Genomic DNA, 23,958 nt, shown 5'->3' with positions numbered 1-23,958 from the left:
TTACACTAAGTATTGTATAAAATACTATATAAAAAGTTTAAACCAATATTACAATGAGTTTAATTATTGATGTACATGCGCGTCAGATTTTGGATTCGCGCGGAAATCCTACTATCGAAGTAGATGTAACGACACAAAATGGTTTCGTTGGACGTGCTGCAGTGCCTTCTGGTGCTTCTACAGGTGTTCACGAAGCAGTAGAGTTGCGTGATGGTGATAAATCAAAATACTTAGGTAAAGGTGTTTTGAAAGCAGTAGAAAATGTAAACACTAAAATTGCTGAGGCTTTAGCAGGTGTTGATGTTTTTGAGCAAAATGCAATCGACAAAATCATGATTGATTTGGACGGTACTGAAAATAAAGGAAACTTAGGCGCTAATGCTATTTTAGGTGTTTCTTTAGCTGTTGCAAAAGCTGCTGCCCAAGAGTCTCGTCAACCATTATACCGTTATATTGGTGGTGTTAATGCTAATACATTACCTATTCCGATGATGAACATCATTAATGGTGGTTCTCACTCTGATGCTCCTATTGCTTTCCAAGAATTTATGATTATGCCAGTAGGCGCTCCTTCATTCTCTGAAGCTTTACGTTGGGGAACGGAAGTATTCCATAACTTGAAAAAGATTTTGCATGACCGCGGTCTATCTACTGCAGTAGGTGATGAAGGTGGCTTTGCTCCAACTTTTGATGGTACTGAAGATGCTATTGAAACTGTATTAAAAGCAATTGAAGCAGCTGGTTACAAACCAGGTTCTGATATTTGTCTAGCTTTAGATTGTGCTGCTTCAGAATTTTATGTAAACGGTAAATACGATTATACTAAATTTGAAGGTGATAAAGGTGCTATCCGTACTTCCGAAGAACAAGTTGCTTATTTAGCAGAATTGACTGAAAAATATCCAATTATATCTATCGAAGATGGTATGCAGGAAGATGATTGGTCAGGTTGGAAATTGTTAACAGAAAAAATTGGCGCTACTATTCAATTGGTTGGTGATGATTTATTTGTTACAAATACAAAACGATTGCAACAAGGTGTGGATACAGATACTGCAAATTCAATCTTAGTAAAAGTTAATCAAATTGGTTCTTTAACTGAAACAATTAATGCTGTTACTTTGGCACAGAATTCAAACTACACTTCGGTTATGTCTCACCGTTCTGGTGAAACTGAAGATTCAACAATCGCTGATTTAGCTGTTGCTTTGAACTGTGGTCAAATTAAAACTGGGTCGGCTTCACGTTCTGATCGTATGGCTAAATACAATCAATTGTTACGCATTGAAGAAGAATTAGGTGCAAATGCTCGTTTTATTGGAAAGAACTTCCGTTTTGCGAAAAAATAATTTGCAATAAATATCAAAAAGAGGCATCCTTTATTTAAGGATGCCTCTTTTTTTACATGATATTCTAAGCTAGAGTTACAATTTATATCATGCACTGCTAAGTGATAATTTTAAAATAATTTATCACTACCTGGGATATGTAAATCAAGTTTTAATTCCTTATTCAGCTTTTTGATGAAATAACTTGCTAAAAGTGGTGATTCCAGTTCGATATTTTGATGAATGAAAAAATATAGTTTCTGTAGACCTGCTTCCCGCCATTGTTTAATGACCATAACCCAGTCGTCCAATCTGGTGTAATCAGATGGATCATTGGCTCCGACATAGCGAATGAATGCCGATGGAGTAGTTAAATGCATATGTAAGAGGTCGCGTCTTCCTGCTGTGTCAACTAAGATATTTGTAATGTCAAATTGCTCAAGTAACTTGTAAAATGCAGTTGCTGTTTCAGCTTTGGAAAACCATTCCTGATTACGAACTTCTACTGCAAGTGGTAGTCCTTTCGGAAATTTAGAGATAAACTCACGGAGGCGTTCCATATCTTTTGGTTTATAGTTATCATGCATTTGTAAGAAGATCATTCCTAACTTTTCTTCAAAGAGAGCGATATTATCTGTAAATTCCTTTACTTTTTCATCAGTGTTTAATAGACGGCTATAATGACTTATTGATTGCGGTATTTTAGGGAAAAATTTAAAGTCTGTGGGAGTCTTTTTTTTCCAAGTCTCAACTTGCTCTTTTGATGGTGCATTATAAAAGGTTGCATTGAGTTCAATACTGTTAAACTGGCTACTGTAGTAGGGAAGTTCATCTTTCGTTCCTTTCGGATAAAAGCCCTTTAAGTCCGATTTATTCCACTTAGCACATCCGACATAGATGGCAAATGCTTCCTTGTTTTTATTCTTTTTTAATAATTTTAGCGTATCCGGGGAAGTAGGGGGTAACGTAAAATCTATTTCTTGTGGATTTGATACCTGTCCAAATTTCATGTTGTTCCGTTTTATATTGTTTATAAAAAGTAAAGCGAAGCTGCGGATTTAAATAATGTAAACCGATTTTATTTTTATCTAACATCACATGATCTTTTTTGAAGTTGAGCTTACCATTGTGCGCTCGCGATTCTTAATAAATCACATTGAAAGAAGGATAAAATAAGCAGTCTATTTTAATGCAGTTCATCCCAAAGTTCTTGAAATTGTTGTTTCAATTGTGCTAATTCTTGTTCTAATGTTTCAATTCTTTTATGAAGGAGTACCGTATTTTCGGAAGGGGGATGTATTTGCTCAAATTGTTCCAAATCGATATCACCGAGTAAATGTATATATCGCACTTCCTTATGTCCTGGTTGTTTTTCTAATGCTTTTACAAATCCTTCAGATGCTAATTTTTCAAGATGTTCTGTAATGTCTTCCAAGGCTTCAAAATCATACAGACGACCTGAATTTGAATTTATTTCTCCGGCTGTTAATGGTCCGCGAAGTAGTAGAAGACAGATGATTGCTAGTTCTGATGGAACTAATGGAAATTGTATGGCAAAATTATGTTTATACTTTGTCACACGGCTACCTCCACCTATAACATGCGCGATAAGACCCTTTTTTTTCAGTATGGCTAAGGTATTGATAATGGTCTCATCGGAATATTGTACCACAGGTCTTCGAGCCGTTTTTTGGTTGCAGGCACTTTGGAGACCGTTCAGTGACATCGGGTAATATTCTGGGGTGACCTTTGACTTCTCGATTAAAGAGCCTAATACACGTTGCTCTTCGGCTGATAATTGTGGTTTGGTGCTAAGTTCCATAAATTTAATTAGTTGAAATCAAATATGCTATTTTTTAGAGGGGGAAACAATTATTTTTAAATATTATCCACAATAAAAACCATTAAATATCCTTTTTATTATCTTAGTGAAGTTTTAAATATACAGCTTTGTTAAAGATCGCGTACCATCCCGAATATATTCATCCTGTACGTGCAGGCCATCGATTTCCGATGGAAAAATATGAATTGATTCCATTACAGCTATTGCACGAAGGGGTAGTGAAAGCGGAAAATTTTTTTGAACCTCTACTTGTGTCATTTGAAATTGCTTGTTTAGCGCATGACCCCGGCTATGTGCAGGCTTTATTTGATCTGACATTAGATCCTAAGATGGTTCGGAGAATTGGTTTTCCTTTAACAAGGAGTCTAGTTGATCGTGAACGTTATCTGGTAGATGGTACGATAAAGTCCGCACTATATGCGCAACAAAATGGTATTTCGTTTAATATTGCAGGTGGAACGCATCACGCGGGTTATGATTTTGGAGAAGGCTTTTGTTTATTGAATGATCAAGCTGTGGCCGCTCGTTATTTGCTTAAAAATAAGCTGGCAAAAAAAATTTTAATCATCGACCTCGATGTGCATCAGGGCAACGGAACCGCTCATATATTTCAAGACGACCGAGATGTTTTTACTTTTTCGATTCACGGGGATAAAAATTTTCCATTTATCAAAGAAAGTTCTGATTTGGATCTTCCTGTTTCGGATGGTATAACTGATGATGTATATTTGCAGTTGCTTAGCAAGCATCTGCCGAATCTCTTTAACAAAGTCAAACCAGATTTTGTTTTTTACCAGGCCGGAGTTGATATTCTGGCGACAGATAAATTGGGGAAATTGAAACTTTCTCCAGCAGGCTGTCGATTAAGAGATGAGTTTGTTCTGTTAAATTGTTTGCAATATCAGGTTCCAGTTCAAGTTTGTATGGGAGGAGGCTATTCTTTGCATATCAAAGATATTGTTAATGCACATTGCGAAACATTTAAAATCGCTGTCGATTTATATAATTTTTAAAAATAAGATTTAAATAGGAAATATGTTTTTTCATCAAGATGCAACTTTCGATCAACTTTCTATCCATCGTGTAGGCAACAAGTCACAAGAGGAGTTTTATATATTATCAGAGCAACCTGTTCCACTTGAGAATGACGATGTATTACCCCCTCTGCTTATGCAATATTTTATGAGTCCTTTTGCAAAGGTAAATGAAGTTTATCGCTTATTTCATCCCAATGGAGAACTGGCGTTAAATGAAATTTATCACTTTACAAAACAGTTCTTTAATGAGCAATTAGCTTTTCATGAATACTCTCAGCAGATAGCAAAACACTTATATGAAGTTTGTATGCACCCGAAGATCAAACCTGGTGAGGTGTATGTGGTTTCATTGAAAAATGTACAGATTGAGGGTGAGAATTATGATGCTGTCGGAATTTTTAAGTCTGAGAACAAGGAAACTTATCTAAAAGTATATCCGAATCAAGGTGGTTTTCAATTGGATTATGAGGAAGAAGCAATTAATATTAATAAATTGGATAAGGGTGTGATCATAGTCAATGTAGAAGAAGAGGAAGGTTATAAGGTGCTGGTTGTCGATCAAACGAATAAAACCGAGGCAGTTTATTGGAAAGATGATTTTCTAAAGATAAAAATTCGTAATGATGATTTTAATCAGACGGGTAACTATTTGAAAGTTTATAAAAACTTTGTAAATGAGAAATTGGATGATATGTTTGAGTTAGAAAAGGCTGATAAGATTGATCTGCTCAATAAATCATTGAATTACTTTAAAGAAAAAGAGACTTTTGATCAAGAGGAATTTGAGGAGGAAGTAATTGGTAATCCTATTGCAGCAACAATGTTTAATGACTTCCGATCTGGATTTGAAGATGAATTTGATTCTCCTTTTCAAAGCAGTTTTGATATCGCTGACAAAGCGGTTAAAAAAATGGAAGCATCTTATAAGACCGTATTAAAGCTGGATAAAAATTTTCATGTTTATTTGCATGGTAAACGAGAATATATTGAAAAGGGATTTGATGAAGAAAAAGGGATGAATTATTACAAGCTATATTTTGAGAATGAGAGCTAATATATAAACCACGTTTATGCTAAAGAAACCACTTATCTGTTTTGCAATACTGTGTTTTATTACTGCAATAATCACCATTCTGGAAGGAAATACGTTTTTTGTTGAGCATTATTATTCAAGAATGTGGTATCCTTCTTTTTCATATTTACCACAAGCTATTTTTGGTTATTTACCTTTTAGTATTGGGGACTTATTTTACTTTTTTGCTGTTTGTTGCCTTTTACTACTAATCGTTAATGTTGTTAAGTACCTATTTAAAAAAAGGTATGTTTATGCAGGTAGATTCCTAGTATATCTTATTAACGTAATTTTGGGCTTATACTTGTTTTTTTACATAAGCTGGGGGATGAACTATTACCGGATACCCATTGTCCAAAATATAGGTTTAAGCACAGATAGTCTAAAGTTGGCTGATTATCTTGTTGTCCTGGAAACATGTCTCGATTCGACAAATATTTTGCGTTCCCAAATAAATCCAAAGCAATGGGAGCATCAGGATGAAAAGATAAAAAGAGAGATGATAGCATTAGTACAGTCGGATACGACTTTCCAATCTTTTCTTTCAACGACTTTAGTTGGTGCAAAGGGTCCCCTTAATAGTCATTGGGTCTCCTATTTTGGTGTGTCAGGATATTTTAATCCTTTTACACATGAAGCACATGTGAATACAGCAATGCCTGTTTTTTCTAGTCCTTTTACGTATGTTCATGAATTGGCTCATCAACAGGGGGTGGGTTTTGAAGACGAAGCAAATTTTATCGCCTATGTGCGATTGAAAAACCATTCAGAGCTTTTTTACCGCTATTCCAGCTATTTACAAACAACATCATATATGCTACAGGAGCTGAGGGGAATAGATGTGGAATTGTTTGCTACTTATAAAAAACGCCTTTCCCAACTTGTAGTGGCGGATCTGAAGGAGGAAGCTACTTTTTGGAGCAATTATACTGGCTGGACTAATAAAGTCTTTGGTATCTTCTATAATGGCTATTTGAAGCATAATAATCAAAAGGAGGGTATGGCCCGCTATGATAGAATGACGAGACTTGTCGTAGCTTATGAATTAAAGCTTAAAGGATGCCTTTAAAATAATTTTAAATAAGAAAAAGCGAGCATTGCTCGCTTTTTCTTATTTAATCGTTATAATCTCAGTCTTGCCATCTGTACCCGGGCTACCGGAATAGATCTGACCTTGAGGAAGTCCTCTCAAGCCAGCAGGAGCTTGTCTTACGCGATCATAAATAGATCTTAAATCGCTGGTTGCATTGACATTTTTACCTCCACCTTCATTTGCAATCTGCAAATAATTAGGTTGTTTTTTATTTTCTCTTTGCGGTACAAGGCTATTTTCTGAAAGTGTTAATTTAACATTTCCACCATTACCATTTGGAAATGTTTTTGTTCCATTAAAGGCATTATCTCCTTTAGCTATAATATACAGCGACCCTAATTTTTGAATATTAGCTTGAATATCAAAATTGGAACCGTTATTTTTTCCATCTGTCCCCGAAATAGAAGCATTATTACCTATAATGGCGTGACCAACATTTAAAATGACATTTTTGTTTGCGTAAAACATCAAGGAAGCTTTATCGCCCATGATCAAAGTGTCAATATGCAAATTAATCGTCGAGTCTGAGGATTTGGTATTGTAGACTTTTTTAGCCTTTTTCCCAATTTCTAATTTGCTGATGTGCTCAACATTACTTTGTGCATATGACTGAAATCCCAAAAAAGCAAGGGCAAAAATTGTAATTATTTTTTTCATGGCTATTTGTTTTTTATGTTAAACAACATCTGTTTGACGAATAGCGTTTTTGAAGGTTTAATGCGCTACTTCAAATACTGAACAATTAATTTAGCGGTTTTGTTTGATGCTCCTGGTTCTCCTAGTTTTTGGGCCAATGTTTCATAATTTTCCATTACACTTGCCCGGTATTCTGCTTTATTGATCAATTGATCTAACTCTTGTGCAATATCGTAAGTGGTACAATCGTCTTGAATCAATTCTCTTACAGACAAGAAGTCATTAATTAAATTGACCAGCGAAATGAATTTTACTTTAATGACCTGTTTAGCAATCCATATAGATAGTGCATTGGCTTTATAAACAACGACTTGAGGTACTTTAAGAATTCCAGTCTCCAATGTTGCTGTCCCACTTGTTACGACTGCTGCTTCGGCATGTTTTAATAAATCGTAAGTAGCATTAAATACAATTGGTATATTTTGATCACCAATGTATTGCTGGTAGTATGATTTATCAAAATTTGGTGCTCCTGCAATTACAAATTGATGCATTGGAAAGAGGTAGGTTAAATTTGCCATAACCGGTAATAACTTTTCTATTTCCATTTTACGGCTACCAGGCAGCAATGCGATGATTGGCCGTTCGCTGAGCTGTTGTTCCGTAATGAAATTAGGATTGAATTTGTAAGATGAAATGGCATCTAGTAATGGATTTCCAACATAGTCAACGGGCATTTTCCATTTTTTATAAAAATCGACTTCAAAGGGAAGGATACAGAACATGTGATCGACGACATGTTTAATTTTAATCACACGTTTTTGATTCCATGCCCATACTTTTGGAGAAATATAGTAACATGTTTTTATACCTTTTTTCTTGGCAAAATCTGCGATTTTTAAGTTAAAGCCGGGGAAATCAATTAAAATGACACAATCAGGCTTTTCTTTAATAATATCTTCTTTTACCTTTTTTAGATTTTTTGAAATGGTACCTAAGTTTTTTAATACTTCGACAAAGCCCATAAAGGCCATTTCCGAAGTGTGTATTAAGGCCTTTTGATCTGCAGATTCTTCCATCTGCGTGCCGCCTACGATTTTGAAGGTAGCGTCTGGATCTTCGACTTTTAATGCGTTGATCAAGTTTGCACCATGTAAATCTCCGGAAGATTCGCCTGCTATAAGATAATATTTCATTTGCTCGATTCTATTCAATAATAGGGTTAAACTTAGATAATTTTGCTTAGATCCGCAATATTATTGCGCTTATATAAAAGTAATGATATTGGATTTATCGTTTTATGGATACAGTATGGGTGATTCATTTTTTGATGATGATTGCGCATTTCTAATGAAGAAAGTTACAGGTTCCTTTTATAATAGATGATTATCACGCAGTTTTTCCATAATTAATGTGTTCATAATTAGACTTTAGCTAATTTTTAGATAAATGTTTTTATATTTAATTGAGATTTAGCATGTATAGATCTTAAATATTACTTTTGTACTATGGATAGATTTTTAGCACTTATTCGAAACAAATATTTTTTAGCTGGTATAGCTTTTACTGTTTGGATGTGTTTTTTTGATCGTAATGATTTTGCAACACAATATAGTTACCAGCATCAAAAAAGTAATTTGGAGAGAGAGAAAGCGTTTTACGAGAAAGAAAATGAGAGTATTATTGAAACCATAACAGACATCCGCTCTGATCAACGTGAAGTGCAAAGGATAGCTCGTGAAAAATATAAAATGAAGAAAGAAAATGAGGATGTTTATATTGTAACCGAGGTAGAACCAAAAGAAGAAAATTAAATCCAAGTTTCCTTTCTTTAGGATATTGAATTATTAGAATAACATAAAAAAGGCTGTTTCGATCTTGAAACAGCCTTTTTTATGTTATTCTTCTGTCTTATGCTCTGCGGCATATTCTTTTCTTATTTTCGAATGTTTTTTGCTATAAACAAAGTAAATTATTACACCGATCAACATCCAGATGCCTAGTCGTTCCCAAGATTCAATAGGTAATGATGCCATCATTAATACACAGACTAAAATACCGAGTATCGGAATAAGTGGTACAAATGGTGTTTTAAATGGACGTTCCAGGTTTGGTTCTGTTTTGCGTAATACAAGTATCCCTATACACACTAATGTAAATGCAAATAAGGTACCAATACTGACCATGTGGCCTAAATCGGATACGGGCACAAATCCGGCAAAAATACTTACAAATACCATGAAAATTAAATTTGTTTTCCAAGGAGTCTGTCTTTTTGATAGATCTGAAAATATTCGAGGTAATAGACCATCTTTACTCATTGAATAAAATACACGGCTTTGACCTAAAAGCATGACCAAAATTACAGATGTATATCCAGCGATAATCGTTACGATTAAAGCTGTGTTTAAGAAGGTATAACCTGTTTTTGCAAATGCAGTGGCAACAGGTTTGGCATCACCTTTAAACTCAGTGTAAGGTGCCAATCCAGTCAATACATATGAAAACAATACATATAGTAAGGTACAGATAATCAAAGAACCAATAATACCGATTGGCATTCCTTTTTTAGGATTTTTAGCTTCTTGCGCAGCAGTACTAACGGCATCAAAACCGATAAAAGCAAAAAATACAACTCCAGCCGCTCTCAGGATACCGCTAAAACCAAAATGACCAAAATCATCGCTACCCAGAAAACTCCAGAAGCTTAACTGGCCACTTTTCACCATTTCTTCTCCATGATTGACAGGTATAAAAGGTGTGTGATTCGCTGGATCTATGAATCCCCAACCCAGTACAATGAAAATTAGAACTACAGCAACTTTTAGAATAACTAAAATGTTATTTACAAAAGAAGATTCTTCTGTACCGCGCATTAAAAGTAGTGATAGTAAACAAACAATGATAATTGCAGGAACATTGACAATACCACCTTCCCAAGGACCATGTAGAAATTGAGTTGGAATTTCGACGCCTAATGTTAAGAGAAGTTGATTGAAGTATTGGGACCAACTAACAGATACCGTAGCTGCTGCCAAAGCATATTCTAAGACTAGATCCCATCCAATTATCCACGCCATAAATTCACCCATCGTAGCATATGAATAGGTATAAGCAGATCCAGCAACCGGGATCATCGATGCAAATTCTGCATAACATAAACCTGCAAAACCACAGCCTACAGCCGCAATAATAAAAGAGAGTACTACAGCAGGACCAGCATGGTCGGCCGCCGCTATACCTGTCAGTGAAAATAAGCCTGCACCTATAATGGCACCTACTCCTAATGCAATAAGTCCAGAACTGGAGAGTGTACGTTTTAATGTACCTTGGCCATTTAGCTCTGCTTCTGCGATTAATTTGCTAATCGATTTTTTAAAAAGCATAAATATGTTTTAAGTGGGTTGTTTTTTAATGTTTATTGATTGTCTTTTCAAAGTCAAATATAGTTTATTATATGAAAAAAGAGGAAGTTTTTTTTGTTTCTGTTCTTGATATAATGATAATTAATGTTTATAAAGCTGTTGTAAAGTATTTTTACATAGCCTAACTTATTTAAACTTGTTCAAAATAAAAGAAAGAAATTTTTAAATAAAGTATTGGGAGTTTGAACACAGAATGGTAAAGAATCTGCGCGTTAATGATTCAATATTCGTATAAAGGCTTTAAAAATAAAAAAGCTTTAAACCTTATTTGTGAAATATTTTGGTTTAAAGCTTTTTTGAACTTATAATAAAGTTGAATTTACTATTTTCCTTTTTTCGTGTTGTATTTTTTGTAGGCATCTATAATATACAACTTAACATCTTCTGCTGAGGCTTGCTCAATGAATTTGTAAGTCGGTCTGTATTGCTCTTTGAAAAGTGCCAAATCTGGATTTTTTAGAGGCGTTACGGATTGGATTAAGTCATCTGTGAATTTACGATCGATAGCTCTTTTATGTTGCTCCTCTACTAAAAGTTTGTAGTTTTGACGTGCTCTTTTTCCTTCTTTACTAAATAGTCGAGAAGGAGAGAGACGGATACCGCCACGTTGTTGACCAACATCAGAGTATTTTCCCGCGATTTTTGTTGCATTGATTTCTGCAATTAATCTACTATCTGTCATTCTTTCAATATAGACTTCATTTAGTTCAATTACTGAGTTTAATCTATTTAGATAAACTCTTTTAACACCATAATCATAGACAAAAACAGTGTCTTTTTCATATCCGGTAGCCTCTATCGCTAAATAATCATTCAATTGAGCATCAATGATAAAATTGCCTTCTTGATCTGTTTGCACAATTTTATTTGTACGGGTATTTTTGATAGAAACTCCTTCAATTTTTTGACTACTGACCAATTCCATGGCAATTCCTTTTATTTTTTCCTGCGCTTTGAGATTGCTGAAGATACTGGTAATTCCCAGAAGTGTCAATATGCTTAAACTATGTATGAATGCTGTTTTCATTTTTCCTTTTTATATAACCAAAAATACATAAATATAAGTAGTAATGTATTTAAAAGAAATTATTTTAATAAAAAAATCTCATATATGATTGTATATGAGATTTTCTGTTTTTTATTTTGCTGTCCAGATATTGTTTTCCGGAACATGGTCTGGAAAAACTTTATCAGGATCTAATTGAACTGATATTAAAGGTTCTTTTGAATCTATTTTGAAGTCAAAAGATTGGTTTCTTTCCCAAACTTCTACGGGTAATTTTTTTCGAATTTTCTTTCCTGATACTGTTGTGGCTTCAACTACTACAGGCATAGGAAGTTTTTCTAAATTTTGAACCGTAATAACGGAACCTAATTTAGGGTCATTTTTTATGTATGTTACTTTATTGATTGCCTGATCAAGACGCCAGTTGTTTAGAAACCAACCGCGCCAAAACCAATTTAAGTTTTCCCCTGTCCCATTTTCCATTGAACGGAAAAAATCTTCTGGTGTCGGATGTTTATAGGCCCAATCAGAAATGTATTTTTTGAATGCATAATCAAAACGTTCTGCGCCGATAATTTCATTTCTTAATAATTTGAGACCATAAGCAGGTTTATAGTAAAGCAATATACCAATATTGCGTTCATCCATGCTTTGTGGTGTATTCATTATCGCTTCTAAGCGAGGATCTGTAAATCGGACTGCTTGACTGTTTGGATCCCCAACTTGTTTAAAATATTCACCGTTATTGAAACTTTCAGTTGCAATTTCATTTATGAAAGAGTTGAATCCTTCATCCATCCAGCCAAATTCTCTTTCGTTGCTCGATACGATCATTGGAAACCAGTTATGGCCAAATTCATGATTGGTTACTCCCCATAAGGATCCAGCACGTGCTTTATTGCCACAAAAAGATAATGCAGGGTATTCCATGCCTCCAACATTGGAAGCTACGTTGACAGCTACAGGATAGGGATAATCAAACCATTTGTTGGAGTAATGTTCAATGGCCGCTTTGGTATACTCGGTAGAACGTTCCCAGGCATTATTACCATTACTTTCTTCTGGGTAAGCAGAAATAGCAAGTGATTTTTTTCCATTGACCAAATTAATTCTCGCCGCATCCAATATAAAAGAAGAGGAAGAAGCCCATGCAATATCTTGCGCATTATTTAAAATGTATTTCCAAGTTAGACTTTTTTTGTTTGGTCTTGAGTTTGCTTGAGCGACCTCTTGTGCAGAACGTATGATGACTGTCTGGTCACTATTTTTGGCATTTTCATAGCGTTTAAACTGTTCTGCCGTAAATACTTCTTGTGGGTTTTGAAGTTCTCCCCCCAAAACGACAATGTGATTCGCGGGAGCCGTTATCTGTACCTGATAATTACCAAATTCACGATAAAATTCGCCAGGCCCCGTATAAGGTATTGTATTCCATCCTCGAATGTTGTCGTAAACGCATACTCTAGGGAACCATTGTGCGATGGCAAAAACATTACCTTTGGCGGCTTTCAGTATTCCCGTTCTATCGGCACCATATTCTGGTATTATGTATGAATATTGTATCTTAAATCCTGTTTTACCACCTTTTGCCGCTAAGGCTTGAGTTAGCCTAATTTGCATGCGGGTATCGGTGATGATATAATCAACCGGTTTACCAGTTAGATCGGTGACAGAAGATATCGTATAGCCACCATCAAAACTTGCGTTAGCATCACCATATCTACTTTTTGTTAATGGAGATATGGCTTGACCTCGACCTTCTTTGGAGAACATATTTTGGTCTAACTGAAGCCATACATAGTCCAGCTGATCTGGACTATTATTGCTATAATTTATTTCAACATTTCCAGCAATTGTATTTTTTTGATCGTCTAATGTTGCTGTAATTTTATAGTCAGCATTGTTTTGCCAGTAAGCTGGTCCTGGTTTTCCACTTGCTGAGCGAAATTCATCACCATTATTATTAAAAAATAAAGGAGCAAATGCTTCAGTATAACTATAATTGCTTTTTTGTTGAGCAAAACTTGGAGTTGATAATGATAAGGACAGAATACTTATTGACAATAAGGGTAATCTTTTCATACTTAATTGTAGGGATTGTTCTGCCTAAATATAGTATGAAAAGATGTATTGTTAAATTTTTTCGAAGAAATAGTCGGATTGTAACGATTATTTTAGAGAGGAAGCGTATTCTAGTTCATCGAAACCGAGTAAAATTTGCTTTCCTCCTTCAATTACAGGTCTTTTAATCATACTTGTGTTTTTGATCAGAACTTGGTTAGCGGTGTGTGCATCTGTAACGGTCGCTTGTTCTTCTACATCAAGTTTTTTCCATGTGGTTCCTTTTTTATTCAACAGTTTTTCCCAACTGATTTCTTTTTCCCATTCCTCGAGTTTATTTTCAGAGATGCCTTCCTTTTTATAGTCGTGAAATGTATAAGGCAATTGATGTTCTTCTAACCAATTTATCGCTTTTTTCACTGTGTTGCAGTTTTTGATTCCGTATACGTGTAACATATTTGTTCTATATTTTAATTCAAACTTAGAGAAATTGTAATTGATATCCAATATCGTATAGGTGAATATTAAATTATAGATGCTATTGGGTAAACTTCTTTATTTAGTGAGCATGGATCATTGTGTTAGTGTAAGAAGTACACTTTATAAATTATGTAGAACAATATTTTTTTTTTAACTTAGTCCATAAATAGTGAGATTATAAATAACAAAAGCAAATTATAATATGAGCCTAAAAGATTTTAAAGGTGTATTGACGGGAGATCAAGTACAAGAATTGTTTGAATTAGCAAAAACACACAAATTCGCATTACCAGCTGTTAACGTAACTGGTACAAACTCGATTAATGCTGTGATGGAAACTGCAAAAGCGGTTAACTCACCAGTGATTATTCAATTGTCAAATGGTGGAGCACAATTTTACGCTGGTAAAACGTTAAATAATGATGGATTAAAGGCATGTATTCTAGGTGCTGTAGCTGCTGCTCAACACGTTCATTTATTAGCAGAGCACTATGGTGTTGCAGTTATTTTGCATACAGACCATGCTGCTAAGAAATTATTACCTTGGATCGACGGTTTATTAGATGCTGGTGAGAAGTTTTTCGCACAACACGGTAAACCATTATTCTCTTCTCATATGTTAGATTTGTCTGAAGAGCCTATTGAAGAAAATATTGAGATTTCGGCAAAATACTTAGCACGTATGAAGCCGCTTGGAATGACTGTTGAAATCGAATTGGGTGTAACAGGTGGTGAAGAAGATGGTGTAGATAATTCTGATGTTGATAGTTCGAAATTATATACACAACCAGAAGAGGTAGCTTATGCTTATGAAGAATTATCAAAGGTGTCTGATAAATTTACTGTAGCAGCAGCTTTTGGTAATGTACACGGTGTATATAAGCCAGGAAATGTAAAATTACAACCTGTTATTTTACATAACTCACAAGAATTCATTCGCGAGAAATTTAATTTAACTGCTGATAAACCTGTTAATTTTGTTTTCCACGGTGGTTCGGGCTCAACTCCTGAGGAGATTGCAGAAGCAATTTCATATGGTGCAATCAAAATGAACATCGATACAGATATGCAATGGGCTATGTGGGATGGTGTTCGCGAGTATGAAGCTAAAAACCATGATTATTTACAAGGTCAAATCGGTAATCCTGAAGGAGCTGATTCTCCAAATAAAAAATACTACGATCCCCGCGTTTGGTTACGTAAGGGAGAAGAAGCTTTCGTTACACGTTTGAAACAAGCTTTCCAAGAATTGAATGCAATTGATGTTAATAGCAAGTTATAATATCGATTGAGTCTACATTTAAGTAGTACTAAAAAGCGTATGAGGTAATTTCACTTCGTACGCTTTTTTGTTGGGGCTGTGTTTTTTATTTATTTTTGTTAAAATCTGCTAAATTTTATCTTAAAGTCAGGAATGGTGCATATTTTGCAGGATAGTTATACGAATAGAATATATTGATATGAAAAAATTAGGATTAGGTGCTATTTTATTTTTTATTGCGCAATTAGGAATTGCTCAGACAAAGCAGAACGTGGGTACGTTTAATTCGGTAGATGTTACAGATAAAATTCAGGTTGAATTAATTCATGGCAATTCCAATGAGGTTGTGACTGAAGGGGCTAATTCTGAGAATATCCAAGTTATCAACAAAAACGGTGCATTACGTATTAAAATGAATACTTTAAATGCTCTTCAAGGAAATAATATCAGTGTTAAGGTATACTATCAATCTTTGAATAGTTTATCTGCCAAAAAAGGAGCGAAGATCGTTAATAGAGAAAAAGAGAAAATAGTAGCCGATCAATTAAATGTTTCCGCGGCAGAGGGTGGTTTAGTGGTTGTTTATGTGGAGGCTAAAAAGGTAGATGTTAAGCCTACTTCAGGTTCTACAATTTCACTTATTGGAAAAAGTATCACACAAGATGTTGTGTCTAATTTTGGCGGTAAATATGAAGGTAAAGAATTGATAACAGATGTAACCAATGTTACGGTCAATGGCGGTGGTCAAGCAGAGGTATATGCAAAAGATTCTATTGTCGCTAAAACGCGTGCGGGTGGCGTTATTGAAGTTTATGGCAAACCTGCACATAAATCTGAGAAGAAATTGGCTGGTGGAATAATTAATTATAAATAATCTACTAGAGTAAATTAAAAAAGCACTTAATTTTTTAAGTGCTTTTTTTAATGATTTTAACTGGATTCTTTCTGGAAGTTAATCAGTGTGTTCTTAGCAACACCTAAACCTTCTATTCCATATTCAATTTCATCACCCTCTACTAAAAATCGTTGCGGTACATGTCCTATACCTGTGCCAGCAGGTGAGCCGGTTGAAATAATATCTCCGGGGAATAATCCAAAGAAATCCGAAATATAGGAAATTAATTCTTTAACAGGAGTAATGAAATTTTTTGTATTTCCTTCCTGCATTAATTTACCGTTGAGTTTTAACCAAATTCTTAAATTCCCATCGTCTTCAATTTCGTCTTTTGTTACAAAATAGGGGCCTAAAGGAGCAAAAGTATTATAGCCCTTTCCTTTATCCCAGGTACCACCTCTATGTTTCATAAAATGACGCTCTGTTACATCATTCATCATGACATATCCAGCGATATAATCTGTTGATTCCGCTGTCGAAATATGTGTACCCTTTTTTCCGATCACAACAGCAAGTTCTGTCTCCCAGTCTGTATGGTATGAGTTTTTTGGAATTATAATGTTATCAAAGGGGCCATTTAATGCTGAAATAGCTTTTAAAAATAATATGGGCTCTTGTTCTTGAGCTAATCCAGTTTCTTTTGCATGGTCAGAATAATTAAGTCCTACGCATACAATTTTAGTTGGATTTGCAAGTGGTGTTCCGATACGACTTTCGGAAGGAATTGGCTTTAAGCTTGTACGGTTATTTATCACAAACTCTTCTAATCTTTCGAGCCCACCATTAGCGAGAAATTTATTGTCATAATCTTCTCCAAAATCGGAAGTGTCATAGTGAACTTCATTGATTAAAATTCCTGTTTTTTCTTCATTTAGTGGTCCGTAGCGAAATAACTTCATAGCATCTTAAAATATAATCGGCAAATGTAACCGTATAATCCTATTTATTCGTTTTAGTATTGTCAAAATCTGGTAATGAAATTAGGGGCTTTTCTATCATTGTATTCTAAACAGATGATTTTTCATATCATTATATGAAGTTCGAAAACAAAAAAGGTTCCTTTTTTAGAGGAACCTTCATTTTTATAAATCGCTTTGCTTTTTTTTCTTTTTACGAATCTCTGGTTTGGCAGCTTTCTTTAATTCAAACTGTTTTTCGAGATACATGATAATTTCTCCAGCAATATCTTTTTTTGTTGCTTTTTCTATTCCTTCTAATCCAGGAGATGAGTTTACTTCCAGTACAAGAGGGCCTCTGTCTGATGGCATCATATCAACACCACAAACTGTTAACCCCATGGAAGCCGCAGCTGCAATAGCAGTCTCACGTTCATTTTTTGTAAGTCTGATAATTTCTGCTGTTCCCCCACGGTGGATGTTAGATCTAAACTCTCCTTCTTTGGCTGTTCTTTTCATTGCACCGACCACTTTTCCTCCAACAACAAATGCACGAATATCTGTACCTTTCGCTTCTTTGATATATTCTTGTATTAAGATATTATTTCCTAATCCATAGAAAGCCTCTATAACTGAGGAGGCCGCTTTCTTCGTTTCAGCTAATACTACACCAATTCCTTGTGTTCCTTCGAGTAATTTAATAACTAAAGGTGCACCACCGACCATACTAATCAGGTCGTCAACATCAGATGCAGTACGGGCAAATCCAGTAATGGGAAGACCGATTCCTGCACCAGATAAAATTTGCATACAACGAAGTTTGTCTCGTGATCGTGTTATTGCTTGACTTGGATTGGCGGAAATTACGTCCATTACCTCAAATTGCCTCACAATGGCCGAACCATAGAAAGTAACCGAAGCACCAATTCGAGGAATTATTGCATCAATATCTGAAATATCTTGACCTTTATAGTGGATGCTAGGTTTGCCTTGTTGAATTCCTACATAGCATTTGCTATGATCGATGACAACGCATTCATGTCCACGTTTTTCTGCAGCTTCTACTAATCGACGTGTCGAGTATAAGCTTTTAACTGTTGATAATACAGCGATTTTCACTTTGCTATGATTAGAATGATTTAATTGTAATGTTGGTTCATAAACAATTGTCTATGAATATTCTTTTTATCCAACAGATTTTTGAGATAAGTTAGATCTTGACACGTCCACGATAAACCTTTTTGATAGGAAACTTTTTCCTAGTAACATAGGATATCGCATGGAAGAACGGTTTCTAAAAGATAATTTAATTTCGAAAAACTGATTATATAATTTGGCTTTTGTTAATATGTAATAACGCTTTTCTTTTTGACCGAATGAACTTTTTACAATTTTTTCTCGATAAACAGGAAATTTGAATATGCGAAGTTCTCTTGTTTTAAAATTAACGATAATATGGCAAATAATCCACTTTTGATTTTCAATTATTTTGATTTCATAAGATTCACAATGTAAAACAGATGATCCCGCACCTGTATCTACTTTTGCTTCAATATTAAAAATACCAAGTTCCGGTAAATCTAATGATTCTTTCCAACCCACAATTAGTTTATCTTTCATGGTTATAAGGAGTCATTAGACTTGATAAAATACCAAGTCTAATGACGTTTTAGTTATTCGTAAATAAACTCGCCGTAAGGAGATTTAACTGTTACTTGTTTTGTAGTAGCAGCTTCTACGCGACCAATAATTTGAGCGGGAATACCATAAGATTCGGAGATTGCAATAATTTCTGATGCAATTTCTTCTGGTACATAAAGTTCCATGCGGTGTCCCATGTTGAATACTTTGTACATTTCTTTCCAATCCGTATTTGATTCTTTTTGAATCAAATCAAACAATGGAGGGATAGGGAAGAGGTTGTCTTTGATAACGTGTACTGCATCAACAAAGTGTAATACTTTCGTTTGTGCACCACCTGAACAATGTACCATTCCGTCAATTTGAGAACGATAAAGATCTAATATTTTTTTGATTACCGGCGCATATGTACGTGTTGGAGAAAGAACTAGTTTTCCTGCTGTAATTTCTTCACCAGTTTCAACTGTGATTTTATCGGTTAAATTTTGACTTCCTGAAAAAACTAAGTCATATGGAACAGCAGGGTCAAAACTTTCCGCATATTTTGCTGCAATATTTTTATTAAAGACATCATGACGTGCGGAAGTTAATCCATTGGATCCCATTCCTCCGTTATATTCTGTCTCATAGTTAGCTTTTCCTGAAGAGGATAAACCAACAATTACATTGCCTGGTTTTATGTTGTGATTAGAAATGACGTCTTCACGTTTCATGCGACAAGTTACCGTACTATCTACAATAATAGTACGTACTAAATCGCCCACATCTGCAGTTTCACCTCCTGTTGAATAGATACCGATACCCATCTCACGGAGCTCTGCTAGAATTTCTTCTGTTCCATTAATAATTTCTGCAAGAACTTCTCCTGGAATGACATTCTTATTACGACCAATAGTAGATGATAATAAAATATTATCGGTAGCGCCTACACAAAGTAAATCATCAAGATTCATGATGATTGCATCTTGTGCAATACCGCGCCAAACAGATATATCACCTGTTTCTTTCCAGTAAACATAGGCCAAGGAAGATTTCGTACCTGCACCATCAGCGTGCATAATATTACACCACTGTTCATCACCACCTAGAATATCAGGAATGATTTTACAAAAAGCTTTTGGATACAATCCTTTATCGATGTTCTTAATAGCATTGTGTACATCCTCTTTACCTGCGGATACACCTCTTTGGTTATATTTTAAATCTGACATGTTGCTGCAAAAATAATGATTCGTTATGAATTTTAAGCTTTTATTGTAGTAAATATTTGTTAATCTTTTTTAAATATGAGTTGCCATTCAAGAAGTAATTTTTCTAAAGAGTATTGTGCATTTGCAGGACTTGTGCTTGGTAGTGTGTAATACTGGTATTGATCCGCTTTTTTAAAGTGTTTATCAAATACTTTACGTGCTTTTTGTCCATTAAATATGATGGTATGGAGGTGTGGGTGCTGGGAAAAGAATGTAGTGAGGTCATTTGGAATTTCCTCAAGGATATCGAGATCCATACTGCCTTTTCTTTTTGCTTGTGCGCACACATCCCATAGACCGATCCTATTTTCTAGCAGTATATTTAATTTTTCTTAATAAGAATGAAAGTCAGTTATATTAAAAATCCGTTGGATTAATTTCCAGAATCGATTCTGAGGATGTGCATAATATTCTTGGGCTTGAAGCGACCTGTCTCCGGGTAAAGAACCCAATATTAATACTTCAATATCGTTATTTTGAATGGGTAAGAATGATTGTTTAAACATCTTGATAATAAACATTTATGCCGAATATAAAGAATCCTTTTTGATCTGGCATATTTTATTTTGAAATGAAATCTAAATGCTATATATTTGATATCAAACTAATATCAAAACTTAAAAAAATATGGAAAAATTAATTAAACCTCTTTCTGGTTATTTAGCTCTTTTAATTGCTATTGTTCTTTTTGTACTTGGAATCGTATGTTTCTTTCAAGCAGAAGCTTCTTCCTGGTATATTGCGGTGGGGATTTTATTTATTTTAACCACACTGTTCTTGTTAAAGGGTCTGATGATCATTAATCCAAATCATTCACGTGTGTTGAATTTCTTTGGAAGTTATATTGGTACAGTAAAAGAAAATGGGTTATTTTTTGTTAATCCTTTGTACTCTACTTTAAATGTTAGTCTACGATCGGATAATTTACAGGGACAAACTTTAAAAGTAAATGATAAAATGGGTAATCCTATTGAAATAGGCGCTGTTATTGTTTGGCAAGTTGGTGATACTTATAAGGCTACTTATGATGTGACAAATTATACTTCATATGTCCGCACACAAAGCGAAGCGGCTGTGCGGCATTTGGCAGGTAGTTTTCCTTATGATAATTTAGAAATAGATCCTAATAATCAAGCAACAATTACTTTACGTGAAGGTGGAGATACTGTTAATCATATCTTAGAAAAAGAATTATTAGATCGTTTGGCTCCAGCTGGTATTATTATAAAAGAGGCGCGGATCAGTCATTTAGCGTATGCTTCTGAAATTGCCGGAGCAATGTTACAAAGACAGCAGGCAACTGCGATTGTTGCCGCTCGTGCTAAAATTGTTGAAGGTGCAGTTGGTATGGTAGAAATGGCTTTACAAAGATTGTCTGAAAAAGATATAGTTGAGCTTGATAATGATAAAAAGGCAGCAATGGTTAGTAATTTGATGGTTGTACTCTGCGGGGAAAAGGCGGCATCTCCTGTGTTAAATACGGGAACCCTGTATCAATAGTTTTATTCATAAATAATATGGCGGAAAAAAAGAATTTCATGCTCCGGATTGATAGTGATGTATATAAGGCATTGGAAAAATGGTCTGCCGACGAATTTAGGAGTGTGAACGGGCAAATAGAGTTTTTATTGAATAAGGCGTTGAAAGAAGAAAAGCGCTTACTTGATAAAAAAATAAAAACAACTTCAGATAAATCAGCAGAGTAGTTTGTGGTTGGTTTAACATCCTTAATTGAGTTTTATTGCATTTGACATGTGATAGTTGCTAGTGTGAAAGTAAAGGTTTTTAAAATCATTTTCACACTAGCTTTTTTAATGATGAAATAACATAATAAATTTTAAATTTGAATGAATTTTGAGTGGTAAGATAGATAGATATGAATAATAATTTTAGATTGCTTGTTATCAGTACAAGTACGATCCATGGAAGTTCTTTTTTGACCTATATAAAAAATGATTTGGTTGACTTTATTCAGACCGATGAATTGATATTTGTACCTTACGCAAGGCCATCTGGTATTTCTTATGATGAATATACAGCTAATGTTCAGAAAGCTTTAAAAGATAAAGGAATTCGGGTAAAGGGTCTACACACTTTTTCTGATCAAAAGGATGCAATAAAAAAAGCAAAAGCAATTTTTATAGGGGGAGGAAATACTTTTCTTTTGCTCAAGACTTTGTATGAATTGGATCTTGTTAGTGAAATTAAATCGGCTGTTGCTTCTGGTTTACGTTATGTGGGTACTTCAGCTGGATCTAATTTAACGGGCTTGACAATTGGTACAACTAACGATATGCCGATCGTTTATCCCCCAAGTTTTGAAGCGTTACAGTTTTTACCTTTTAATCTCAACCCACATTATCTTGATCCAGATCCTAACTCTACACATAAAGGTGAAACGAGAGAGACAAGAATCCAAGAATTTCATCAATTCAACAGTCAGGCTGTGTTGGGTTTACGAGAGGGTAGCTGGTTACATGTTGAGCATGGTCAAATTGAATTGAAAGGTGAACTGTCTGCACGATTATTTCAACAAGGAAAAGATCCCATTGAGCTTAATCCTGGTCAACTTCAATTTTGAGATATTTACAAAATACTTTAGCAATTTAGCTTCTAGATTTTAGCGGTGATTAAAAAAGTAATTATTTATGAGTAAAAAAATAAAAGTACATCCCGCAGATATTGCTGAAAATCTAAGTAAATTAGACAAAGAGGCTTTGTATGAGCAATTTAATCATTATGATTTTGACTTGCAACTCGAGATATTTTCTTTTTTAGAAAAGGATGTTCAATATCGCCTAGCAAAATCCCTCTCAGAATCGGAACTGACAGAATTACTTAACAACTTAAAGCCTGATATTAGGAATCAGCTATTTTCTGATTTACCTGATGATTTGATTAAGTACTTAATTAATTTGTTAAATGAACGTGAAAAACAGTTAGCGTTGAAGCTGATTGGCTATGATGAAAATAGTATTGCACATCTCATGACCCCGATGTATGTCCAAGTTAGACCATATTTTACTGTTGAACATGTTTTTAAGCATATTAAGCTTTTTGGAAAGAAGGCTGAAACCTTAAATTTTATATATGTTGTCGATGAAAAGAATGTGCTTATTGATGATTTAAAAATAGGTGAGTTGTTATTAGCCGATACAGATACTGAAATTTCAGAACTGATTGATCATAATTTTGTTGCTATCAGAGCCGCAACTCCTATGGAGGAGGCATTTGAGATTTTCCAGAAATACGATCGAAGTGCGCTTCCGATCACGACGGATAATGGTGTATTGGTAGGTATTGTGACATTTGATGATGTATTGGATCAGATAAAAGATCGAGATACGGAAGATATCCAACGTTTTGGCGGGATGGATGAACTTGATGTCGCTTATACAAAAACTCCGCTACTTAAATTGATTCAAAAAAGAGCTGGTTGGTTGATTATTTTGTTTTTAAGTGAAATGCTAACAGCTTCAGCGATGGCTTACTTTGACGGAGAAATTGAAAAGGCTGTAGTTCTTGCTTTATTTGTTCCATTAATTATTTCTAGTGGCGGAAATTCTGGATCGCAAGCTGCATCATTAATTATTCGAGCCATGGCTTTGGGAGAGATAAAACTTAAGGACTGGTGGTATGTCATGAAACGTGAGATTTCATCTGGTCTGATTTTGGGAGGTATATTGGGTACTATTGGTTTTCTTAGAATTTTACTTTGGCAAGAACTGGGGATATATGATTATGGTATTTACTGGGTTTATATTGCACTAAGTGTTTCTTTATCTTTACTTTTTGTTGTGCTTTGGGGTACATTATCCGGTTCGGTTATCCCATTTGTACTACGCAGATTTGGTTTAGATCCGGCAACTGCGTCAGCACCTTTTGTCGCAACTTTGGTTGATGTATCCGGATTGATTATTTATTTTACCGTTGCGGGCTTATTATTAACGGGTAAACTATTATAGCCTTTATTAACAGAATATTTTAAAACTGATTCTATTTTTCATTGTTATTTAGTATAGGGGGTGTTGATT

General features: G+C 34.7%; 25 protein-coding genes. 11 read left to right on the top strand and 14 right to left on the bottom strand.

Annotated features, from left to right (window positions below; genetic code table 11):
• The first annotated feature begins 53 nt into the window (after positions 1-53).
• Positions 54-1,349 (top strand): phosphopyruvate hydratase, encoded by a 1,296-nt coding sequence (eno, locus tag M2265_RS08750; RefSeq protein WP_021192290.1) that lies wholly within the window; start codon positions 54-56, stop codon positions 1,347-1,349.
• A gap of 110 nt (positions 1,350-1,459) precedes the next feature.
• Here eno and M2265_RS08745 read toward each other — a convergent pair whose 3' ends face one another.
• Together M2265_RS08745 and M2265_RS08740 are read right to left on the bottom strand one after the other, a co-directional pair.
• Positions 1,460-2,338: a DUF72 domain-containing protein gene (locus M2265_RS08745; RefSeq protein ID WP_132772872.1), complete on the bottom strand. Its 879-nt coding sequence runs from the start codon at positions 2,336-2,338 to the stop codon at positions 1,460-1,462.
• Between the two features lie 176 nt (positions 2,339-2,514).
• The gene (locus M2265_RS08740) at positions 2,515-3,150 is read right to left on the bottom strand and encodes a YceH family protein (protein ID WP_132772870.1); all 636 of its coding nucleotides are present in this window, start codon (positions 3,148-3,150) and stop codon (positions 2,515-2,517) included.
• A gap of 128 nt (positions 3,151-3,278) precedes the next feature.
• Here M2265_RS08740 and M2265_RS08735 point away from each other — a divergent pair, with 128 nt between their 5' ends.
• Genes M2265_RS08735 through M2265_RS08725 form a run of 3 tightly spaced genes read left to right on the top strand, consistent with a single transcriptional unit; the run spans position 3,279 to position 6,349 of the window.
• On the top strand, positions 3,279-4,184 hold the full coding sequence (locus M2265_RS08735) for a histone deacetylase (RefSeq protein WP_237682695.1): 906 nt from the start codon (positions 3,279-3,281) through the stop codon (positions 4,182-4,184).
• Positions 4,185-4,206: 22 nt separating this feature from the next.
• A complete protein-coding gene (locus M2265_RS08730; protein WP_132772868.1) occupies positions 4,207-5,262 on the top strand; it encodes a nucleoid-associated protein in 1,056 nt (351 codons plus the stop codon).
• A gap of 16 nt (positions 5,263-5,278) precedes the next feature.
• Entirely contained in the window at positions 5,279-6,349 is a 1,071-nt protein-coding gene (locus M2265_RS08725) for a DUF3810 domain-containing protein (RefSeq protein WP_132772866.1), read from the top strand.
• A 42-nt stretch (positions 6,350-6,391) separates the two neighbouring features.
• On the opposite strand, the gene M2265_RS08720 is transcribed toward M2265_RS08725, so the two are convergent.
• Both M2265_RS08720 and lpxB read right to left on the bottom strand, forming a co-directional pair.
• Positions 6,392-7,030, bottom strand: coding sequence for a hypothetical protein (locus M2265_RS08720; protein ID WP_132772865.1), 639 nt, complete (start codon positions 7,028-7,030; stop codon positions 6,392-6,394).
• A 65-nt stretch (positions 7,031-7,095) separates the two neighbouring features.
• Complete coding sequence (gene lpxB / locus M2265_RS08715; RefSeq protein ID WP_132772863.1) at positions 7,096-8,205, bottom strand: lipid-A-disaccharide synthase; 1,110 nt, start codon at positions 8,203-8,205, stop codon at positions 7,096-7,098.
• A 312-nt stretch (positions 8,206-8,517) separates the two neighbouring features.
• Here lpxB and M2265_RS08710 point away from each other — a divergent pair, with 312 nt between their 5' ends.
• A complete protein-coding gene (locus M2265_RS08710; protein ID WP_132772861.1) occupies positions 8,518-8,823 on the top strand; it encodes an FtsB family cell division protein in 306 nt (101 codons plus the stop codon).
• Positions 8,824-8,907: 84 nt separating this feature from the next.
• Here the strand turns inward: M2265_RS08710 and M2265_RS08705 are convergent, their stop codons facing one another.
• The 4 genes from M2265_RS08705 to M2265_RS08690 all read right to left on the bottom strand — a co-directional run bounded on the left by M2265_RS08705 (position 8,908) and on the right by M2265_RS08690 (position 13,957).
• Positions 8,908-10,395 (bottom strand): amino acid permease, encoded by a 1,488-nt coding sequence (locus M2265_RS08705; RefSeq protein WP_132772859.1) that lies wholly within the window; start codon positions 10,393-10,395, stop codon positions 8,908-8,910.
• A gap of 361 nt (positions 10,396-10,756) precedes the next feature.
• A complete protein-coding gene (locus tag M2265_RS08700; protein WP_021192278.1) occupies positions 10,757-11,461 on the bottom strand; it encodes a hypothetical protein in 705 nt (234 codons plus the stop codon).
• A 111-nt stretch (positions 11,462-11,572) separates the two neighbouring features.
• The gene (locus M2265_RS08695; RefSeq protein WP_132772858.1) at positions 11,573-13,522 is read right to left on the bottom strand and encodes a M1 family metallopeptidase; all 1,950 of its coding nucleotides are present in this window, start codon (positions 13,520-13,522) and stop codon (positions 11,573-11,575) included.
• Positions 13,523-13,609: 87 nt separating this feature from the next.
• A complete protein-coding gene (locus tag M2265_RS08690) occupies positions 13,610-13,957 on the bottom strand; it encodes an ArsC family reductase (protein ID WP_021192277.1) in 348 nt (115 codons plus the stop codon).
• A gap of 226 nt (positions 13,958-14,183) precedes the next feature.
• Between M2265_RS08690 and fbaA the strand changes: the two genes are divergently transcribed.
• Both fbaA and M2265_RS08680 read left to right on the top strand, forming a co-directional pair.
• On the top strand, positions 14,184-15,263 hold the full coding sequence (gene fbaA / locus M2265_RS08685; RefSeq protein ID WP_021192276.1) for a class II fructose-bisphosphate aldolase: 1,080 nt from the start codon (positions 14,184-14,186) through the stop codon (positions 15,261-15,263).
• Between the two features lie 178 nt (positions 15,264-15,441).
• Complete coding sequence (locus M2265_RS08680; protein ID WP_132772856.1) at positions 15,442-16,116, top strand: head GIN domain-containing protein; 675 nt, start codon at positions 15,442-15,444, stop codon at positions 16,114-16,116.
• 56 nt (positions 16,117-16,172) lie between these two features.
• Here M2265_RS08680 and M2265_RS08675 read toward each other — a convergent pair whose 3' ends face one another.
• The 6 genes from M2265_RS08675 to M2265_RS27000 form a co-directional block, all read right to left on the bottom strand.
• Positions 16,173-17,036 (bottom strand): fumarylacetoacetate hydrolase family protein, encoded by an 864-nt coding sequence (locus M2265_RS08675; protein WP_132772855.1) that lies wholly within the window; start codon positions 17,034-17,036, stop codon positions 16,173-16,175.
• A gap of 183 nt (positions 17,037-17,219) precedes the next feature.
• A complete protein-coding gene (rimK, locus tag M2265_RS08670; protein WP_021192273.1) occupies positions 17,220-18,152 on the bottom strand; it encodes a 30S ribosomal protein S6--L-glutamate ligase in 933 nt (310 codons plus the stop codon).
• Between the two features lie 66 nt (positions 18,153-18,218).
• Complete coding sequence (locus M2265_RS08665) at positions 18,219-18,653, bottom strand: ATP-dependent zinc protease (protein WP_021192272.1); 435 nt, start codon at positions 18,651-18,653, stop codon at positions 18,219-18,221.
• Positions 18,654-18,706: 53 nt separating this feature from the next.
• Positions 18,707-19,885, bottom strand: coding sequence for an AIR synthase related protein (locus tag M2265_RS08660; protein WP_132772853.1), 1,179 nt, complete (start codon positions 19,883-19,885; stop codon positions 18,707-18,709).
• Positions 19,886-19,944: 59 nt separating this feature from the next.
• Entirely contained in the window at positions 19,945-20,241 is a 297-nt protein-coding gene (locus M2265_RS08655) for a DNA-deoxyinosine glycosylase (RefSeq protein WP_262708434.1), read from the bottom strand.
• 15 nt (positions 20,242-20,256) lie between these two features.
• Positions 20,257-20,430 carry a uracil-DNA glycosylase family protein gene (locus tag M2265_RS27000; protein WP_410528398.1) on the bottom strand — a complete coding sequence of 58 codons (174 nt, stop codon included), beginning with the start codon at positions 20,428-20,430 and terminating at the stop codon, positions 20,257-20,259.
• A gap of 121 nt (positions 20,431-20,551) precedes the next feature.
• Here M2265_RS27000 and M2265_RS08650 point away from each other — a divergent pair, with 121 nt between their 5' ends.
• The 4 genes from M2265_RS08650 to mgtE all read left to right on the top strand — a co-directional run bounded on the left by M2265_RS08650 (position 20,552) and on the right by mgtE (position 23,889).
• Complete coding sequence (locus M2265_RS08650) at positions 20,552-21,424, top strand: SPFH domain-containing protein (protein WP_021192269.1); 873 nt, start codon at positions 20,552-20,554, stop codon at positions 21,422-21,424.
• Between the two features lie 17 nt (positions 21,425-21,441).
• Entirely contained in the window at positions 21,442-21,630 is a 189-nt protein-coding gene (locus M2265_RS08645; RefSeq protein WP_021192268.1) for a hypothetical protein, read from the top strand.
• A 170-nt stretch (positions 21,631-21,800) separates the two neighbouring features.
• Positions 21,801-22,505: a dipeptidase PepE gene (gene pepE / locus M2265_RS08640; protein WP_243655497.1), complete on the top strand. Its 705-nt coding sequence runs from the start codon at positions 21,801-21,803 to the stop codon at positions 22,503-22,505.
• A gap of 67 nt (positions 22,506-22,572) precedes the next feature.
• The gene (mgtE, locus tag M2265_RS08635; protein WP_132772845.1) at positions 22,573-23,889 is read left to right on the top strand and encodes a magnesium transporter; all 1,317 of its coding nucleotides are present in this window, start codon (positions 22,573-22,575) and stop codon (positions 23,887-23,889) included.
• Positions 23,890-23,958 lie beyond the last annotated feature (69 nt).

Origin of the sequence: Sphingobacterium kitahiroshimense (genome assembly GCF_025961315.1) — a bacterium.
Lineage (GTDB): Bacteria > Bacteroidota > Bacteroidia > Sphingobacteriales > Sphingobacteriaceae > Sphingobacterium > Sphingobacterium anhuiense.
This window is presented reverse-complemented; position numbering and strand designations above follow the sequence as displayed.

Excerpts from the sequence above, each read along its gene's own strand:
- M2265_RS08660 (WP_132772853.1), bottom strand. The coding sequence starts at position 19,885 with ATGTCAGATTTAAAATATAACCAAAGAGGTGTATCCGCAGGTAAAGAG.
- M2265_RS08745 (WP_132772872.1), bottom strand. The coding sequence starts at position 2,338 with ATGAAATTTGGACAGGTATCAAATCCACAAGAAATAGATTTTACGTTA.
- M2265_RS27000 (WP_410528398.1), bottom strand. The coding sequence starts at position 20,430 with ATGTTTAAACAATCATTCTTACCCATTCAAAATAACGATATTGAAGTA.
- M2265_RS08675 (WP_132772855.1), bottom strand. The coding sequence starts at position 17,036 with ATGAAGTTATTTCGCTACGGACCACTAAATGAAGAAAAAACAGGAATT.
- M2265_RS08645 (WP_021192268.1), top strand. The coding sequence starts at position 21,442 with ATGGCGGAAAAAAAGAATTTCATGCTCCGGATTGATAGTGATGTATAT.
- M2265_RS08740 (WP_132772870.1), bottom strand. The coding sequence starts at position 3,150 with ATGGAACTTAGCACCAAACCACAATTATCAGCCGAAGAGCAACGTGTA.
- M2265_RS08720 (WP_132772865.1), bottom strand. The coding sequence starts at position 7,030 with ATGAAAAAAATAATTACAATTTTTGCCCTTGCTTTTTTGGGATTTCAG.
- M2265_RS08700 (WP_021192278.1), bottom strand. The coding sequence starts at position 11,461 with ATGAAAACAGCATTCATACATAGTTTAAGCATATTGACACTTCTGGGA.
- eno (WP_021192290.1), top strand. The coding sequence starts at position 54 with ATGAGTTTAATTATTGATGTACATGCGCGTCAGATTTTGGATTCGCGC.
- mgtE (WP_132772845.1), top strand. The coding sequence starts at position 22,573 with ATGAGTAAAAAAATAAAAGTACATCCCGCAGATATTGCTGAAAATCTA.
- M2265_RS08695 (WP_132772858.1), bottom strand. The coding sequence starts at position 13,522 with ATGAAAAGATTACCCTTATTGTCAATAAGTATTCTGTCCTTATCATTA.
- M2265_RS08650 (WP_021192269.1), top strand. The coding sequence starts at position 20,552 with ATGGAAAAATTAATTAAACCTCTTTCTGGTTATTTAGCTCTTTTAATT.
- M2265_RS08725 (WP_132772866.1), top strand. The coding sequence starts at position 5,279 with ATGCTAAAGAAACCACTTATCTGTTTTGCAATACTGTGTTTTATTACT.
- M2265_RS08680 (WP_132772856.1), top strand. The coding sequence starts at position 15,442 with ATGAAAAAATTAGGATTAGGTGCTATTTTATTTTTTATTGCGCAATTA.
- M2265_RS08690 (WP_021192277.1), bottom strand. The coding sequence starts at position 13,957 with ATGTTACACGTATACGGAATCAAAAACTGCAACACAGTGAAAAAAGCG.
- lpxB (WP_132772863.1), bottom strand. The coding sequence starts at position 8,205 with ATGAAATATTATCTTATAGCAGGCGAATCTTCCGGAGATTTACATGGT.
- fbaA (WP_021192276.1), top strand. The coding sequence starts at position 14,184 with ATGAGCCTAAAAGATTTTAAAGGTGTATTGACGGGAGATCAAGTACAA.
- M2265_RS08730 (WP_132772868.1), top strand. The coding sequence starts at position 4,207 with ATGTTTTTTCATCAAGATGCAACTTTCGATCAACTTTCTATCCATCGT.
- M2265_RS08665 (WP_021192272.1), bottom strand. The coding sequence starts at position 18,653 with ATGAAAGATAAACTAATTGTGGGTTGGAAAGAATCATTAGATTTACCG.
- pepE (WP_243655497.1), top strand. The coding sequence starts at position 21,801 with ATGAATAATAATTTTAGATTGCTTGTTATCAGTACAAGTACGATCCAT.
- M2265_RS08710 (WP_132772861.1), top strand. The coding sequence starts at position 8,518 with ATGGATAGATTTTTAGCACTTATTCGAAACAAATATTTTTTAGCTGGT.
- M2265_RS08705 (WP_132772859.1), bottom strand. The coding sequence starts at position 10,395 with ATGCTTTTTAAAAAATCGATTAGCAAATTAATCGCAGAAGCAGAGCTA.